Source organism: Guptibacillus hwajinpoensis (genome assembly GCF_020171785.1).
In the GTDB taxonomy this organism is placed as follows: Bacteria; Bacillota; Bacilli; order Bacillales; family Guptibacillaceae; genus Guptibacillus; species Guptibacillus sedimenti.
On the sequence record NZ_JAIVAE010000001.1, the window covers coordinates 1 to 14,490 of the forward strand.

13 protein-coding genes are annotated in these 14,490 nt (G+C 40.9%); 10 read left to right on the forward strand and 3 right to left on the reverse strand.

What is annotated here, in order from left to right:
- Window positions 1-105: 105 nt before the first annotated feature.
- Complete coding sequence (locus LCL91_RS00005; RefSeq protein ID WP_224878828.1) at window positions 106-1,017, reverse strand: cation diffusion facilitator family transporter; 912 nt, start codon at window positions 1,015-1,017, stop codon at window positions 106-108.
- A gap of 248 nt (window positions 1,018-1,265) precedes the next feature.
- Between LCL91_RS00005 and LCL91_RS00010 the strand changes: the two genes are divergently transcribed.
- From LCL91_RS00010 to LCL91_RS00050, 9 genes are all read left to right on the forward strand, one after another.
- Entirely contained in the window at window positions 1,266-1,757 is a 492-nt protein-coding gene (locus tag LCL91_RS00010; RefSeq protein WP_224878830.1) for a CBO0543 family protein, read from the forward strand.
- 110 nt (window positions 1,758-1,867) lie between these two features.
- Entirely contained in the window at window positions 1,868-2,518 is a 651-nt protein-coding gene (locus LCL91_RS00015) for a pentapeptide repeat-containing protein (protein WP_224878831.1), read from the forward strand.
- A gap of 286 nt (window positions 2,519-2,804) precedes the next feature.
- The gene (locus LCL91_RS00020) at window positions 2,805-3,275 is read left to right on the forward strand and encodes a GNAT family N-acetyltransferase (RefSeq protein WP_224878834.1); all 471 of its coding nucleotides are present in this window, start codon (window positions 2,805-2,807) and stop codon (window positions 3,273-3,275) included.
- A gap of 118 nt (window positions 3,276-3,393) precedes the next feature.
- Window positions 3,394-4,158 (forward strand): sporulation protein, encoded by a 765-nt coding sequence (locus LCL91_RS00025; RefSeq protein WP_224878836.1) that lies wholly within the window; start codon window positions 3,394-3,396, stop codon window positions 4,156-4,158.
- 356 nt (window positions 4,159-4,514) lie between these two features.
- Complete coding sequence (locus tag LCL91_RS00030; RefSeq protein WP_224878838.1) at window positions 4,515-4,973, forward strand: DUF4871 domain-containing protein; 459 nt, start codon at window positions 4,515-4,517, stop codon at window positions 4,971-4,973.
- Window positions 4,974-5,093: 120 nt separating this feature from the next.
- A complete protein-coding gene (locus LCL91_RS00035) occupies window positions 5,094-5,303 on the forward strand; it encodes a hypothetical protein (protein ID WP_224878841.1) in 210 nt (69 codons plus the stop codon).
- Window positions 5,304-5,598: 295 nt separating this feature from the next.
- Entirely contained in the window at window positions 5,599-6,147 is a 549-nt protein-coding gene (locus LCL91_RS00040) for a hypothetical protein (protein ID WP_224878843.1), read from the forward strand.
- 54 nt (window positions 6,148-6,201) lie between these two features.
- Window positions 6,202-6,696: an NUDIX hydrolase gene (locus LCL91_RS00045; RefSeq protein WP_224878845.1), complete on the forward strand. Its 495-nt coding sequence runs from the start codon at window positions 6,202-6,204 to the stop codon at window positions 6,694-6,696.
- The gene (locus LCL91_RS00050) at window positions 6,693-7,310 is read left to right on the forward strand and encodes a hypothetical protein (protein WP_224878847.1); all 618 of its coding nucleotides are present in this window, start codon (window positions 6,693-6,695) and stop codon (window positions 7,308-7,310) included. The genes LCL91_RS00045 and LCL91_RS00050 overlap by 4 nt, the downstream gene beginning before the upstream one ends.
- Before the next feature lie 211 nt (window positions 7,311-7,521).
- On the opposite strand, the gene mprF is transcribed toward LCL91_RS00050, so the two are convergent.
- Window positions 7,522-10,080 carry a bifunctional lysylphosphatidylglycerol flippase/synthetase MprF gene (gene mprF / locus LCL91_RS00055; RefSeq protein WP_224878849.1) on the reverse strand — a complete coding sequence of 853 codons (2,559 nt, stop codon included), beginning with the start codon at window positions 10,078-10,080 and terminating at the stop codon, window positions 7,522-7,524.
- Window positions 10,081-10,212: 132 nt separating this feature from the next.
- Entirely contained in the window at window positions 10,213-13,275 is a 3,063-nt protein-coding gene (locus LCL91_RS00060) for an efflux RND transporter permease subunit (RefSeq protein WP_224878851.1), read from the reverse strand.
- A gap of 304 nt (window positions 13,276-13,579) precedes the next feature.
- On the opposite strand from LCL91_RS00060, the gene LCL91_RS00065 reads away from it, so the two are divergent.
- Window positions 13,580-14,461 (forward strand): TetR/AcrR family transcriptional regulator, encoded by an 882-nt coding sequence (locus tag LCL91_RS00065; protein WP_224878853.1) that lies wholly within the window; start codon window positions 13,580-13,582, stop codon window positions 14,459-14,461.
- Window positions 14,462-14,490: the final 29 nt, after the last annotated feature.

The following is a 14,490-nucleotide window of genomic DNA, read 5'->3' on the forward strand; positions in this document are numbered from 1 at the left end:
AAAGCGGATTCTGCAAAGTCTGATCTTGAAATGATGTGGGAAAAGTATGAAGAAGTGATTAGGAAAGAAGACGTCCTCTGGCACGTGCCTGACCCCCTCTCTTTTTTAATTGCAGTTATTTTCTTGATTCTTTATGTCTGATGTATCGCATTCCATTTGAATGGTGGTGTGACTAAGCTCAAACTGATCATGTAGTTGTTGATTGGCGAGTTGGAGAAGTTGATCACGGTCACAACCTTTATTGACGACTAAATGACATGTGAAAGCAGGAAAGTCAGAAGTGATGTTCCAAATATGCACGTCGTGGATCGAATGAACACCATCTAAACCAGTTAACATTTTCTTCACTTCTTCTAGATCAATATTTGAAGGTGTTCCTTCCATTAAGACGTGGAAGGAATCTTTTGTAACTCGAAGCCCGCTGATTAAAACTAGGACAGCTACGATGGAGCTTGCGATTGGGTCTGCGTAGTTCCACCCAGCGAACATGATGAGCAAGGCTGCGATAATCGCACCAATTGATCCTAGTAAATCTCCTAGTACGTGTAGAAAAGCACTACGTAAATTTAGGTTCTCTGATGTATCACCTTTCATTAAGATCCATGCCACTAGTACGTTTACGATAAAACCGATTGTTGCAATGATCAACATTCCAGTACTTGCTACATCAGGTGGATCGATAAATCGATTAATAGATTCCCATAGAATATAGAAAGAAATTGCGATTAGTGCAAGACCGTTTAAAAAAGCTGCTAAAATTTCAAATCGTTTGTATCCATAGGTTTTGTCCTGATTCGATGCCTTTTCTCCAAGTTTAAATGCAAGTAGACTCATGCCAAGTGCAACTGCATCGCTAAGCATGTGTCCAGCATCTGATAAGAGGGCGAGACTATTTGTTACAAATCCTCCAATTACCTCAAGAATCATAAAAGACGAAATGAGTAGGAAACTAATAAAGAGCGCTTTTTTGTTAGCGGAATGTGTATGTCCATGGTCATGAGAATGGTTTTGTCCCAACGTGATGCCTCCAGTCTGTATGGCGTGTAAGTTATATATGATTATGTGTTCATGTATTGATTGTACCACTTTTTGTGGAGAATTAAACGGGAGAGGGTGGAGATGGGGGTCAGGTTCGTACCTGACCCCCTCAAAAGACAATTGTCTTTTGAGAGCGCACACTAAGTAGGAAGGTCGTGAATATAATTGAATTTTCATGTATGGAAGCCTTATTTTCGGAAACAGTATTAGGATAGAGGAGGTTATGGATGGTGTCAAAAGATCGTGGACTACTCTACGTCATTTGGATTGTCACTGGTGTGTTATTATATCGCTTTGTTCCAAAAACTAAAATTAGACATGTGATTGTCGTTATGTTTTTCAAGCAATTTATTACCTGGTTTTTAGGGTTATGGGTTGTCGAGAAAGGTTTGATTAAGTATCCGGTACGTTTTATGAAGAAATCAAATAAAAGTAGCTTTACATTTGAATACTTCATTTATCCCTCGTTCTGTGCGATTTTTAATTTAAATTATCCTGAGAAACGAAATAAGGTTATTCAATTTCTTTACTATCTTTTTCATGTTGGTTTGATAACTGGTGGCGAAGTGTTGGCGGAGCGCTATACGAATCTCATTAAGTATGTCAAGTGGAAGTGGTACTATAGTTTTGTGTCACTTGGAATAACGAATTACATATCGAGACGTTTTTATAGATGGTTTTATAAAAATGAATTTGAAGAAAGTGATACAGGTGGATGAATCACCAGATCAGTTGTACACACTTTCCTACTAAATAACAGACTGCACTTTACACCTTTCCTTGTGGTATCTTTTTTATGATTCTAGAGAAATCAGTGAAGGGTGTTTAAATGAGTAAAAACGTAAAAGTAACGCTTCCTAAAATGCCGGCAGTTTTGGAAGAAGGAAGCTTTCGGGATATCTATAGTGATGACGATTTTACATTAATGAATTGTGAGATTACGGGAGAAACAATCGAAGACATTGAACTGGATCAGGCCATTGTTTCAAAAGTTGTATTTCGAAATGTGACGTTAACAAATGCTATGTTACCTCGCGTAGATTTAACGGATGTGATCTTTGATAACTGCAATCTTTCAAATGTGAACTTCAATGAAGGCATCATTCATCGTGTGAAATTTCTTGATTGCAAACTCATGGGAACAGATTTTACTGAAGCAAATCTCGGAAACGTTCTATTTGAAAATAGCCGTGCGCATTTCAGTAGTTTCGTGGATACGCGCTTAAAACAGGTGGAGTTTAAATCCACTTCTCTACAGAATGCAAACTACCACGGCTGCCAGTTTACGAAAACGGCATTCGATCAGTGCGATCTTAATGAGGTGAACTTTGTGCAATCGCGGTTAAATGGTGTCGATATTAGTACATGCTATTTCGAGAGGCTTCACGTGGATTTTGAAACGCTTGAAGGTTGTATCGTTTCACAGGAACAGGCGATTGGATTTGCGAAGTTATTAGGTTTAATAGTAGCGGATAAATAGAAGATGGCGAGGCAGGTGCATTTCTGTCTCGCCATCTTTTCTTTTAAGAACGGTTGCGAAGTTGTTCAAAGATTTCAATTCTAGCAGCCTTGATTCATTGCAGAACCACCACCAGCATACAAATGTGTTTAATGGGGGTCAGGTACGTACCTGACCCCCGATACGTTAAAAGAGTAAAGAAGTGATTGAGGATTAGGTGATAATTTGAAATAATTGAGAGTAGAGCGGGATACATAGACGAAGAAGCGTAAGGAAGACGTAATAACTCAGAAGATTGGAGGGTTTTATGAACATTCGACATGTAAAGCAGTCAGACTACTATGTCATTGCGCCACAAATCAATGAATGGTGGGATGGTAGACAGATGGCAGACAAACTACCTAAATTGTTTTTTGATCACTTTACGAATACGAGTTTTGTGGCCGAACAGGACGGAGAAATTATAGGTTTTCTGATAGGTTTTCTTTCTCAATCGCATCTACAGGAAGGGTATATTCATTTTGTTGGTGTCCACCCTACGTATCGTGGCAGTCACATTGGACGCCAACTCTATGAGTCTTTCTTTCAAACGATGAAAATGTATGGCCGTAATTTGGTGCGGTGCGTTACCTCTCCAGTAAATAAGAATTCAATTGCTTACCACATTCGAATGGGGTTTGAAATTGGAGGTGGTAACCGTGTCGTAAATGGAATTGCGGTGCACTCAAATTACGACGGGCCTGGAGAAGAGCGCGTTGTGTTTGTGAAGCGCATATAAATGTCCACAGGAGGGGTCAGGCTCGAGCCTGACCCCTCCTTGCCTCAGCAGGAATCTCCACTTCCCTGACGAAATCTATTTCTTAAGAAAATACACACAATCAAAGGAGCGGTGACCAATGTCATTTATGAAGAAAATGATGGCGCGTGTAGGTGTTGGAAGTTCAGAAGTTGATACGATTTTGAATCGGAATGTGCTCGTTCCAGGTGAAACAGTCGATGGTGTGATTAAAATAAGAGCAGGCAGCGTTGAACAAACGATTGAAAAGATCGATCTGTCCCTTCACACAACTTACGTGCAAAAGAAAGATGACAGCACGGTAACAAAATCGGCTCAGATTGCGCGGCACGCAGTGGCGAATCAGTTTACGATTCAACCAAATGATGAGAGAGAATTCTCTTTTTCGTTTACGTTGCCGCTTGATGCTCCGATCAGTAAAGGGAAGAGCAAAGTTTGGCTCCAAACTGGACTTGATATTAAGAGTGCTGTGGATCCGCAAGATAAGGATATGATTCAGGTTGCTCCTCATCCGTATATCAATGCTTTCCTTCAAGCGGTCGATGGACTTGGTTTTAAGCTTCGAGAGGTTGAAAATGAAGAAGCTCACGGTTTTGGCCGACTGCCGTTTATTCAGGAATTTGAGTTCCACGCCACACACGGTGCGTTTCGCAGTCGCCTTGATGAGCTAGAAGCCGTGTTCCAGCCGGTTTCAAAAGACAACATTCGCGTGATCCTTGAGATCGATCGAAAAGCACGAGGCTTTTCGGGGTTCTTATCTGAAATGCTTGAAACGGATGAATCCAAAGTGCAGTTTATGTTAACAACAGACGATGTTAACCAGATTCAGCATCAGCTTACTGGTGTACTAAACAAGTACGCATAAATCATTCCATCAAAATAAAGCCGCACTTACTCAAGTAAGTGCGGCTTTATTTTGAAACGTATCGCCTTTTGATTCGTATATTTTATTAGAATCAGAACTTTTGCTTTTCCAGGTTACTCAACTCATGCGAATAAAGATGAACTGAGGTGAACGATTTGGAAGAAGGATTGTTTTTACTGTTGATCGTTTTAACGACAGTCATTATCCTACGTAAAAAGAAAAAGTAATGCTTTCAGCACGAGAATTTTCTTTTCCCATATTCCCTAACGCTCCGACAGGAATTTATTCCCTTTTATCGAAGAGTATGGTTAGTGAATTTATCCATGAAATGGGAGAAGAGGAGGAGCTGAAAACGGATGAAAAATTGGCTGAAAATCTTGCCGCTGCTTCTCATTATTTTAGCGGGGTGTCATGCCAAAGAAGAGGCAGGGGCTCAACAAGTTGTTCAAAAGGAAAGTGAATTAGAAGTTAGTGATACGTTTACATCTGGATCGTATACGTTGATCGGAGAAGAAGGAAGACTGGGCTTTATTTATGGTGAAGCGGCAACATTTAAAGCAGGTCAGCCAAACAAGTATATGTGGCATTTTTGGGGAACTGATGATGAACTAGATGGTGGATTTAAAGTGATCGGTACGAATCAGGATACAAATGAAGAAGTGGTCGTTTTTGAAACAAATGAATTGGCAGGTGCTCATAATGGTGCAGATGCTCATACCCCGTCTTCCATGCAGCTTCCTTCAAGCGGAACGTGGGAACTCGATGCGTATGTCGGCGGTGATTTATTTGGAACGGTCGTTGTGGAGGTAAAGTAAGTGTATGGAGATTAACAATCATATAAAGAGTTGCTAAAGAACAAAGACAGTGATGCCACTCCTCTTAAGGGGTGGTTGTACATAAGTTTTGCGAGGGTTAAAAAGTAAGTGAGGTTAGGAATGAAAGCCAAAACGTTTTTACACATACTCGGATGGGTCATTCTTGGATCGTGGCTTATCCATTTTCTAGCGTTCTATTTTATTGATTCAGAAAGAAAGGTCTACAGTATCGAAAAAATAATAGAGTGCGTTGTGTTTATCGTTCTCGTAGTGCCTATCTATTTTAGCGGTGTTACGCTGTATTACAAATTTTTTGATGGCGAAGGATAGGAAGTAAGGGTGGAGTGATGAGATGAATTATTTTAAGATGGGCGCTTTTTGTTAAGCGTCCAAATTTTCCCTATTGATGGGGGCTGTCACTCATGGTGGAGGGGATAAAGTCCTTCATCAATAGGTGAAGGTACCATAGTCAAATTGGTGACCTTATTAGAAATCCCGGAAAGTGATCTTCGCGGGGATCTTTTTATATACAAAAAGATCCCGGTGATTGACACGAAAATTAAATGAAAAGCTATTAGTGAAAGGAGTGGAAAGCATCGCACCCTTACGATGGAAGATGTCGAATTTGGATTTTACAAAAATATTGCCTGTAGATTCGTTGAAAATACCCTTTGTGCTGGGGATTGACGGGCTAAGTCGTTCAGGTAAAACGACCTTTGTCTCCAAACTGGAGCATTATTTCAAGTCGCTAGGATATCGTACGGTTACGTTTCATATCGATGATTACATAGAACCGCGCAATAGACGCTATGATACGGGGCATGAGGAATGGTTTGAATACTATTTTTTGCAGTGGGATATTAAGAAACTAAAAGAAGAGCTTTTTGATAGAGTGAAAACCGGAGTAAAGCTTGATCAAGGTGTTGTTAACAATGATAGCCTTGTGGCAGACATCGTGATCATTGAAGGTGTTTTCCTCCAACGAAAGGAATGGCGCGGAGCTTTTGACCGAATGCTTTATTTAGATTGTGCGAAAGCGGTGCGATTTCAACGTGAAACCGCTGGAACACAGAAAAAGATCAAGAAATTTGAAGACCGTTACTGGAAGGCAGAGGAGTATTACTTGGAAAGTGTTCGACCAGGAGAAAAGGCTGATATTGTGATTGAATCTTGAGTTACTTTTGTTGAGGTAGGTTAAGTAGCGTAGGTTATTGGGGGGTAGAATTGTATGGCGATCGCATATGTTCAATGGGGTGCACAGAAAGTGAAGTTAAGCTGGAACGGCAAAACCGCTCCAGATGGAATTGTGACAAGCGCTCATGGATTCTGTTTCAATCGAAATCAACTTCTTCTCGTAAATTTGAAGCAAAGAGGTTGGGACTTTCCGGGAGGGCATATTGAAGCAGGGGAATTACCTGAAGCTTGTTTTGCGCGTGAAGCGATGGAAGAGGGATATGTGAAAGGCGTAAGTCAATTCATCGGTTCTTTAACGGTCGATCATAGCGGAAATCCGAACTGGAACGAACAGAGCGCTTATCCTAAAGTGGGGTATCAACTTTTTTATCGAATGGAAATTAGAGAGGTGCTACCGTTTGAGGCTGAACACGAATCAATGGATCGCATGTTTGTCGATCCCTATCAAGTAGGAGCCTACTACAAGGGATGGAATGAGGTGTACCAGGCCATTTTAGAAGCTACACTAAAATTGGAGGAGAAGAAGTGAAGAAAAGATGGTGGCTCTCATTCATTTTGGCAACCGTTCTTCTTTCGAGTTGCTCTACTAATGAAAACAAGGTGGCCGAAATAGAACCAGCGCCTGAGTCAGAATATGTGAAGACATTTGATGAGTTAGCGCTTGGTATCCTATTTGATTTTAAGCTTGAGGTACAAAATGCGGATGAAAGATGGGTGAAGCTTTGGGTTGAGCGCTATCAAGATGGGAAGAAAGATGATGATTCTGTTGTGGATCTTATTTATGGTGAAAGTTTAGATGAGACAGATGAAGGTCATGTAGGATTCGGAATCATCCATTCAGAAAAAGATGAACCATTGTACTTTTTATATGCACCTGATATAAAATTAAATCCCCAAAAAAGCGATAAGAAAGCTAATTTAGATAGTTCGATGTCGACTTGGGAATATGCGTTTAAAGATAAAAAAGTACCGCTAACCTTAGATGAAGAAAAAGTATTAGCGGCGTATCGGAGCACAACGTCAAACGAGATGAGGACGGTTGATTTAAGTGACCCGAATGATGTGAAACAAATGATTCAGGAAGACACCGAAGTGTTACTACTCAAAATCCTTATTACTGAAAATAAGGATGCTCTTTATTAAGAGGCGAAGAGTGGTTTATTGGCCGAATTCTCAAGATATTGGCCAAAACCGAAATATATTGGCTAAAATTTGAATATATTGGCCAAATCTCACCTTTATTGGCTAACATGAAAAGCTGCCGGAAATCCGGTGGCTTTTTAAAGTTCCATCTCAAGTTTAAGCGAAATAAATCCGCTGTCCGTGGTAGAGAGGCAGTTGTTTGTAAGGGGGGTCAGGCACGTACCTGACCCCCCTTACTACCACCTTTACTCCCCTTCTTACTTATCAACCTTGAGACCTGCGCCATCGTAAAAGGGAGGGAGGATTTTTTGCGATAGGCGAGGTATTTGCGTTCCCAGGTGTGAGCGTATTTTCCTTTGAACTTCCGTAGGCCCTGGAAGTGATAGAAGATATGGCCGTGGAGGAAGATTTGGGCTGCGATTCGTTCACTTAGGAAAGAAAATTTGGATTGACCCACATTTGCAAGTGGAGCCATGCCAAGGTTAAAAGACTGATAGCCTTCTGCTTTGGCCCATTCAAATAAGGAAAGAAACATAACGTCCATTGTGCCAGACGGGGCACCGTGGATGAAGCGCATTAAATCGACAGAAATGGTTTTGTTTCCATCGTAGACTGGCATAAGACTCGTAAAGGCGATAATCGTATCATTTTCTTTCATGATGGCGATCTCCGACTTATTCAAATAATCAACGTCAAAGAATCCTAACGAAAACCCCTTTTCATTCCTTCCTTGTAGCCATTCATCCGATACGTTTTTTAGTTTATTCAATAGGGCTTCACTATGAGGAGGTGTTGCGATTTCAAACAGATAATGTTCACGTTCAAATTTGTTTTTAACTGCGCGCAGCGCCTTCATTCTCTTACCGGATAAGGTGAATTGCTCTAAGTCAACGAATGCTTCTTCACCAAGTTTAAAAAAGCCAAACCCTTTTTCGTGTAAAAGTGGAAGCAAGTCATTGCTCACTTCATAGAAGACTGGCGTAAAGCCTTGAATATCTGCAAGCTGTTGAAACTCATCAATTGCAGTTGAAAAGTCGTTTTCCTCACCAACCGGATCACCAAGGACGACAAGTTTATCAGACGACTGTTGAAAGCTTAGGAATACCGTACGCTTGGCATTCCAGAACAGCGATTTATCATGTAAGAATACTAAATGCGTTAACGTATTGCCGCGATAGGTTGATAAGTGCTCGAGAATGTGAGGATCATGCTTAGGTTCGGAATTCTGGATTGGATTTTTAGGTTTAATCACCGCGTTTCCAATAAGGAAGACGAGTAGCGCAATCAATAATCCGATTAATGCACTGTAAAACAACGTGTGGTAATCCGTAATCAGATAGGGCAACACTTGAGACGGAATCGCGTTCGTTGATGACGGCAAGCTCATGTACCCAATTAGGACATACATCGACGTAATGAAAAGAATAACGAGTGCATCAATAATCGTTTTGCTCCAAGTTAACACATAGCTTTCACGATAAAAGCGTGTTCTTGATAGATAGAGAATGAAGGCAACAATTAATAAGAATATGGCTTCCTCATAATCAATCCCTTTCGAAAATGTAAATGCAGCCGCGCAGAAAAGGACAACAATTGTCAGGTAATAGGCTCGTTTCACTTTGTATTCAATCCCTCTCGATAATCCGAGTAAAGCAAAACCGGCTCCGACAGAAAGCTGGTGAGAGAGGTTAACGAGAAATGGAATCGAGTGCATTTCCTCGAGAATTTTTAGGCGGGCGATGATTCCGGGTAAAGCAGCAGATAAGAGTAGGATTAACCCCGATACAAAGACTAACAAAGTGATGAGTACATGGCTCAGTCTTTGTACGAGGGCGATCGGAAGGTTATCCCAGTTCGCATTCCACTTTTCCCAATAGTCTCTGACGAACAGAATCATCGCTAGTAAAAATGGGAAGAAAAAGTAACCAACGCGAAATAAAATGAGCAGGAAAAGCACCTTTTCATTTTGTAAGCCAATCAGCTGACTGCCCCAGATGAAAGTGAGATCGAATGAACCGAGACCTCCAGGAATCATACTCACAATGCCAACACATGCAGCGATCACAAAGAGTGGGAAAAGGTCATGAAATGAAATGCTTAAGCCAAGCATTGTTGCTAATAACCAGATTGCAATAAAGGCAAAAGTCCACTCAAGGAATGATACGGCAATGAGCTGAAGTCTCGTTTTCGTGCCAAAAGAGCGCGTCCTGTAGTTGTTCCACAAGAAAGAAAAGATGAGAACGGGTAAATAAAGTCCAATGATGATCACAACCAAATAGAGCCAGGGAATTTCTTTTAGTAAGGGGTTTTCTCTGTAAGTGATCATCGTGATTAGCGCAAGAAGAGATAGACCAGTTAAATAAAAGTAAGTCATATTTCCAATGCTCTTTGATAGTTCACTGTGATCGTCCTGCTCCGTTTGATAAAAATAGTTTCGAAGCATGCTGCTAACGATACCACCAGACCCAATCAAATTTGAAACGGCGTTCACGATAAACGATTGCTTAAGAAGTTGTTTCATTGGAAATGTTTTTCGCAATGATTTCAAAATCAAAGAATCATATAAAAACATTGGGCTAACTGCCCCCATTGTAATGAGTAACACGAGAAAGAGTTTTCCTATATTAAACTGACTTACTTCATTTAATAGAAGACTTATATGAACGTCTGATAGAAATGCCGTGATTTGAATGGCAGCGAGTACAAAAAGAAAAGCTGGTAAGATCAATTTTAAATAGTGAAATAAAATGGTGTGTAAAATAGGTTTCATAGTTCACTCCTTTCATATGATTTTACAGTATTTTTATGAAGATCATGCAAAAAAATGAAAAAAGGTGATCGGTAGCTCTTTTTCTTTCATACAAAAAAACCGCTCAGAGGAGTTCCTCTGAGCGGTTTTTTTTTACATCTCTTCTTGAGCTGGTTTCTTTCTTCTAAATCGATAGAAAACAAGGTAAAGCATCGGCACCATAATCAGTGTTAAGACAGCTGAGAAGAGGATACCTGATATAATCGTAACCGCAAGTGGTGTAAAGAGGGCATCGCCACTTACAGCAACTGGGATTAAGGCCACGATTGATGTGATGGCTGTAAGAATAATTGGGCGCAGACGTACACGTCCAGATTCAATAACAGCTTCTTTCACATCCATGCCTTTCTTAATGGCTTGTTCAATAAACTCAATAAGCACAACCGAGTTCCTTACCACAATACCGGTGAGTGAGACCATTCCCATCACACCAAGGAAACTAATTGGCGTTTGCGTTACGAATAGACCAAGGATGGCACCTGCAATCGCAAGGTATACGGCAACGAGTACAAGAAACGGTAGCGATAGTGAATTAAATTGGAGTGCGATTAACAGATACACTAAGAACAGTACAATAATGAAGAGAACGGTAATTTCCGCGAAGAAATCATTTTGTGCTTCATTTTCACCGCCAAGTGTGATGCTATAATCCGCATCATCAAGCTGATCACGTTGATCTTCCACAATCTCCGTTACATTTTCTTTATAATTCTCCTCGTCTTTAGGGAAGGCACGAAGCGTAATCGAGCGTTCGCCATCAATGTGAGGAATCTTTTGAATTTGTTCACTTTCTTCTGTTGTGACAAGCTCGTCTAACGAAATCAGTTCAGGAGGTCCGCCTGCAGATGCGGCCGGTAGCTCAAGGCTTGAGAGATCAACTTCATCTTCGCTTCCTTCAAGCACGATGTTCATGTCACGTTTCACAACGCCGTTATCAAATGCTTTTAGTGGAATGCCCGCTGTTGCGAGACGAATTTGCTGACTAACCTGATTCACTGTAATGCCGTTTTCTTCAAGGGCATCACGATCTGGAACGTATTCAACTGAAGGTTCAAAGTCACCTACGTCATCAACGACAAGATCTGTTTCAAGTCCTTCAATTTCATTTTTTAAGTTATCTCGAAGTTCAATTAGTTTATCAATTTCTGGTCCAGAGACGGTGACGGTCACAGGTGCACCTGCTGGAGGACCCTGCTGGATCGTTTCCATAAAGATCTCTGCATCTGGATATTCATTTCTTAATTTATCTGTCCAATCGTCTATGAGACCTTGCGTCGTTTGGTTCTCACGATCAACGCGAGCGACGATTTGGCCAGTATTTTCACCGGTGCTCGTTAGGGAACTATTAAAGAGTCCCGGCGTACCTGTCCCAGTAAAGACGCTTGTTTCATAAACGCCGTCATCTGTTTTTAATCTGTCTTCAATTTCTTGAAGCGTATCGTGCGTTTCCTCAATTGGGGTTCCAATTGGTAGGGTAATATCTACCGTTACTTCTTCCTTATCTGCTGTCGGGAAGAATTCAAACGGTGTTAACACAACTAATCCAAAAATGGCGGTTGTAAGAACTAGGCCAAGAATAGAAACAAGGATCGGTTTTTTAGAAAAATTCTTTAGAAGCTTATCGGCATAAACATCAGCTAGTTTATTTAGCGGTTTTCCTAATAACCCTGGTGCATCTGACATTGGCTTCTTCGATCGTTTGCTTAAGAAGTAGCGTAAAATCGGTACAAAGATTAGTGCGACAAGCGTTGATGCAATGATCGTTGTAATCAATACCGTAGGCAAGGCACGAATAAAGGCTCCGTTTCCACCTGATAAGAAGATAAGAGGAAGGAACGTAAAGACAATCGCAAGAGAAGAGGTGACGATCGAAACCCAAATCTCTTTAACGCCATTCACAGCTCCCATCATACCTTTGTCACCAAGTTTGTATCTTCGCTGGATGTTATCGTTGATTACGATCGAGTCATCGACGATAATCCCGAGTGCGATGATTAACCCGATTACGGAAATCTGGTTAAGGTCCACATCAGCGAACGGCAGAGGGATAAAGCCCATAAGGACAGAGATTGGCACTGCTAGTGCAACAACAATTGCACCAGATCCAGAAAGTCCAAGGGACGTTGCTACAATAACGGCTAGAACAGAAATCGCTAGTGATAAGAACAAGCCATCAAAAATATCCGTTACGATCGAGGCTTGTGAGTAATAAGGCTCAAGTTCAACGTTAGAAGGGAGACCTTCTGATAATTCATCCACCTTATCACTTACACGCTCATCAACAGTAGGAATGTCCTCACCTGATTTAACATAAGCCGTGAAGGATACGGAAGGCTTTCCTTCAAATGTAATGATATCTTCAAGTTCTTTTGGACTCACTTCGACTGTCGCGATATCTTTTAAGTAAACCGCGTCGCCATCAGGGTTTTTCCCAACAAACAGCTCTTCCATCTCGTCAAGAGAGTCATAATTTTCGACAGAAAGCTGAACGACTTTATCATTCATTTCCTGTTTTCCTAAAGGCGTTGGGTAGTACTCATTGTTAATCGCACTTTGAACGTCGGTTACATTCAGTCCAGAATCCTTTAGATCATCTTGCTTTAATTCAATTAAAATTTGTTCTTCAGGCAGGCCTTTGATTGTTACGCCAGAAACGCCTGATAATTCTTCTACTTCCTCTTTCCAGCGGTTTAACTCTTCCTGTAGGGAGAAGAGGTTGTCGCGGTTATCGCTTGTTAAATGATAGGAAACGATCGGCATTTTCGCCGTTGATTCGTTCACATCTGGTTCGAAAGCTTCTTCTGGGAAAGAAGTAGAGGCATCGGAAACGGCCTGGCGAACGTCACCAAATACTTCTTTTTTACTTTCGCCTTCTGCGACTTCAACCACAATATTTGAAAAGCCAGCTGCAGAAGATGATGTGACTTCTGCAATCCCATCGATCGAACTAAGTGATGACTCGATTGGGTTCGTGATTGATCGTTCAACCGTATCCACCGTGGCACCAGGATAAACCGTGCTAATCGTTCCGATATTCACCGTTGTTTCTGGAATTTCGCGTTGTGGAAGTTGAATAAATGTAAACACTCCAACAATGACGAATAATAGGATAAAGATAATGAAAAGCTTGGAGCGTTGTAAAATCCATTTCAGCATAGAAGAGCCTCCTCTGTTCGTTTTCGACTGGTCGGTCAATCTGATGTCATTTATACCCCATATTTGTTGAAATATAAAGTTTTAATGTGTTTGACTCAATAGTCATTTTTACGGATGTAAATGAAGAAGTCAAGAAATGAGTGTGCTTGAAAATGGATTTTAAACAGAAATGGTGTCTGACGTATGATCCAGCAAGATTCTGTTAATAAATACCAAGATCACTCTTGTTACAGGACACACTGTGACTATCATTTCACTCATGAAGTAGTGTATTCTGTTGAAAGAAGACATCGAGGTGAACGATATGGATAAACGAAAGGCAATATTAGAGGCGGCTGTTGAGTTGATCGCAGAGAAAGGCTATACGCACACGTCAATGCAACAAATTGCGGATAGCGTCGGTGTGTCTAAGGGATCGCTTTATACATTTTTTCCGTCAAAAGAAGATTTAATCATTTCGATTTATGAACATTACCAACAGCTTGTATTTGAACGGGCTTTTGTCGTGGGGTTAGATGGGAATCTACCCCCATATGAACGGTTCGCAAAACAGTTTCAAGTTCAATTTGAAGGTATATTAGAATACAAAGCGTACATGAAAATGCACATGCGAGGAGAGTCGGCCCAAAGTAGTGAGAAGCTAGAAGGAATGGGGCATCGCATGAGAGGTCGCTTGTTTAGCTGGTTAGAGAGAAATTTAATCGAGTTATATGGAGAAGAGATTGCACCGTATAAATGGGATTTAATGTGGATGACGCAATCCATCTACACGTCATATACCGGCTTAATGATTTCTTCTGAAAATGAACTAGTACCTGAGCAACTTGGGAAACACATTGTTAGGCAGATTGATATTCTAGCAAAAGATTTTCTCGCTGGAAAAAGTAATCCCCTTCTCGATGATCAGATGATGCGCCCGTTCTCTGTTGGAATGGATCGCGAAGGAGCGTTTACTTCATTTGAAAAAAGAGAAAACGCATGGAAAAGTCTTTATGAAAGCATTCATCAGCTCGATCAGTCGCACTACTATCTTGAAGTGACCGATCGTATTTCTGAAGAATCCAGGAAATCAAATCCTGATGAAATTGTGATGAGAGGCCTGTTTCAGTTGTTGAAAGCGGATGACGAACTAAATGAGAAAGCACAACTATTAGAAATGCAGCTCTTGCCTGGATCGGAACATTAGAAAGATTATCTCCAATTGGTTTCGGGTAA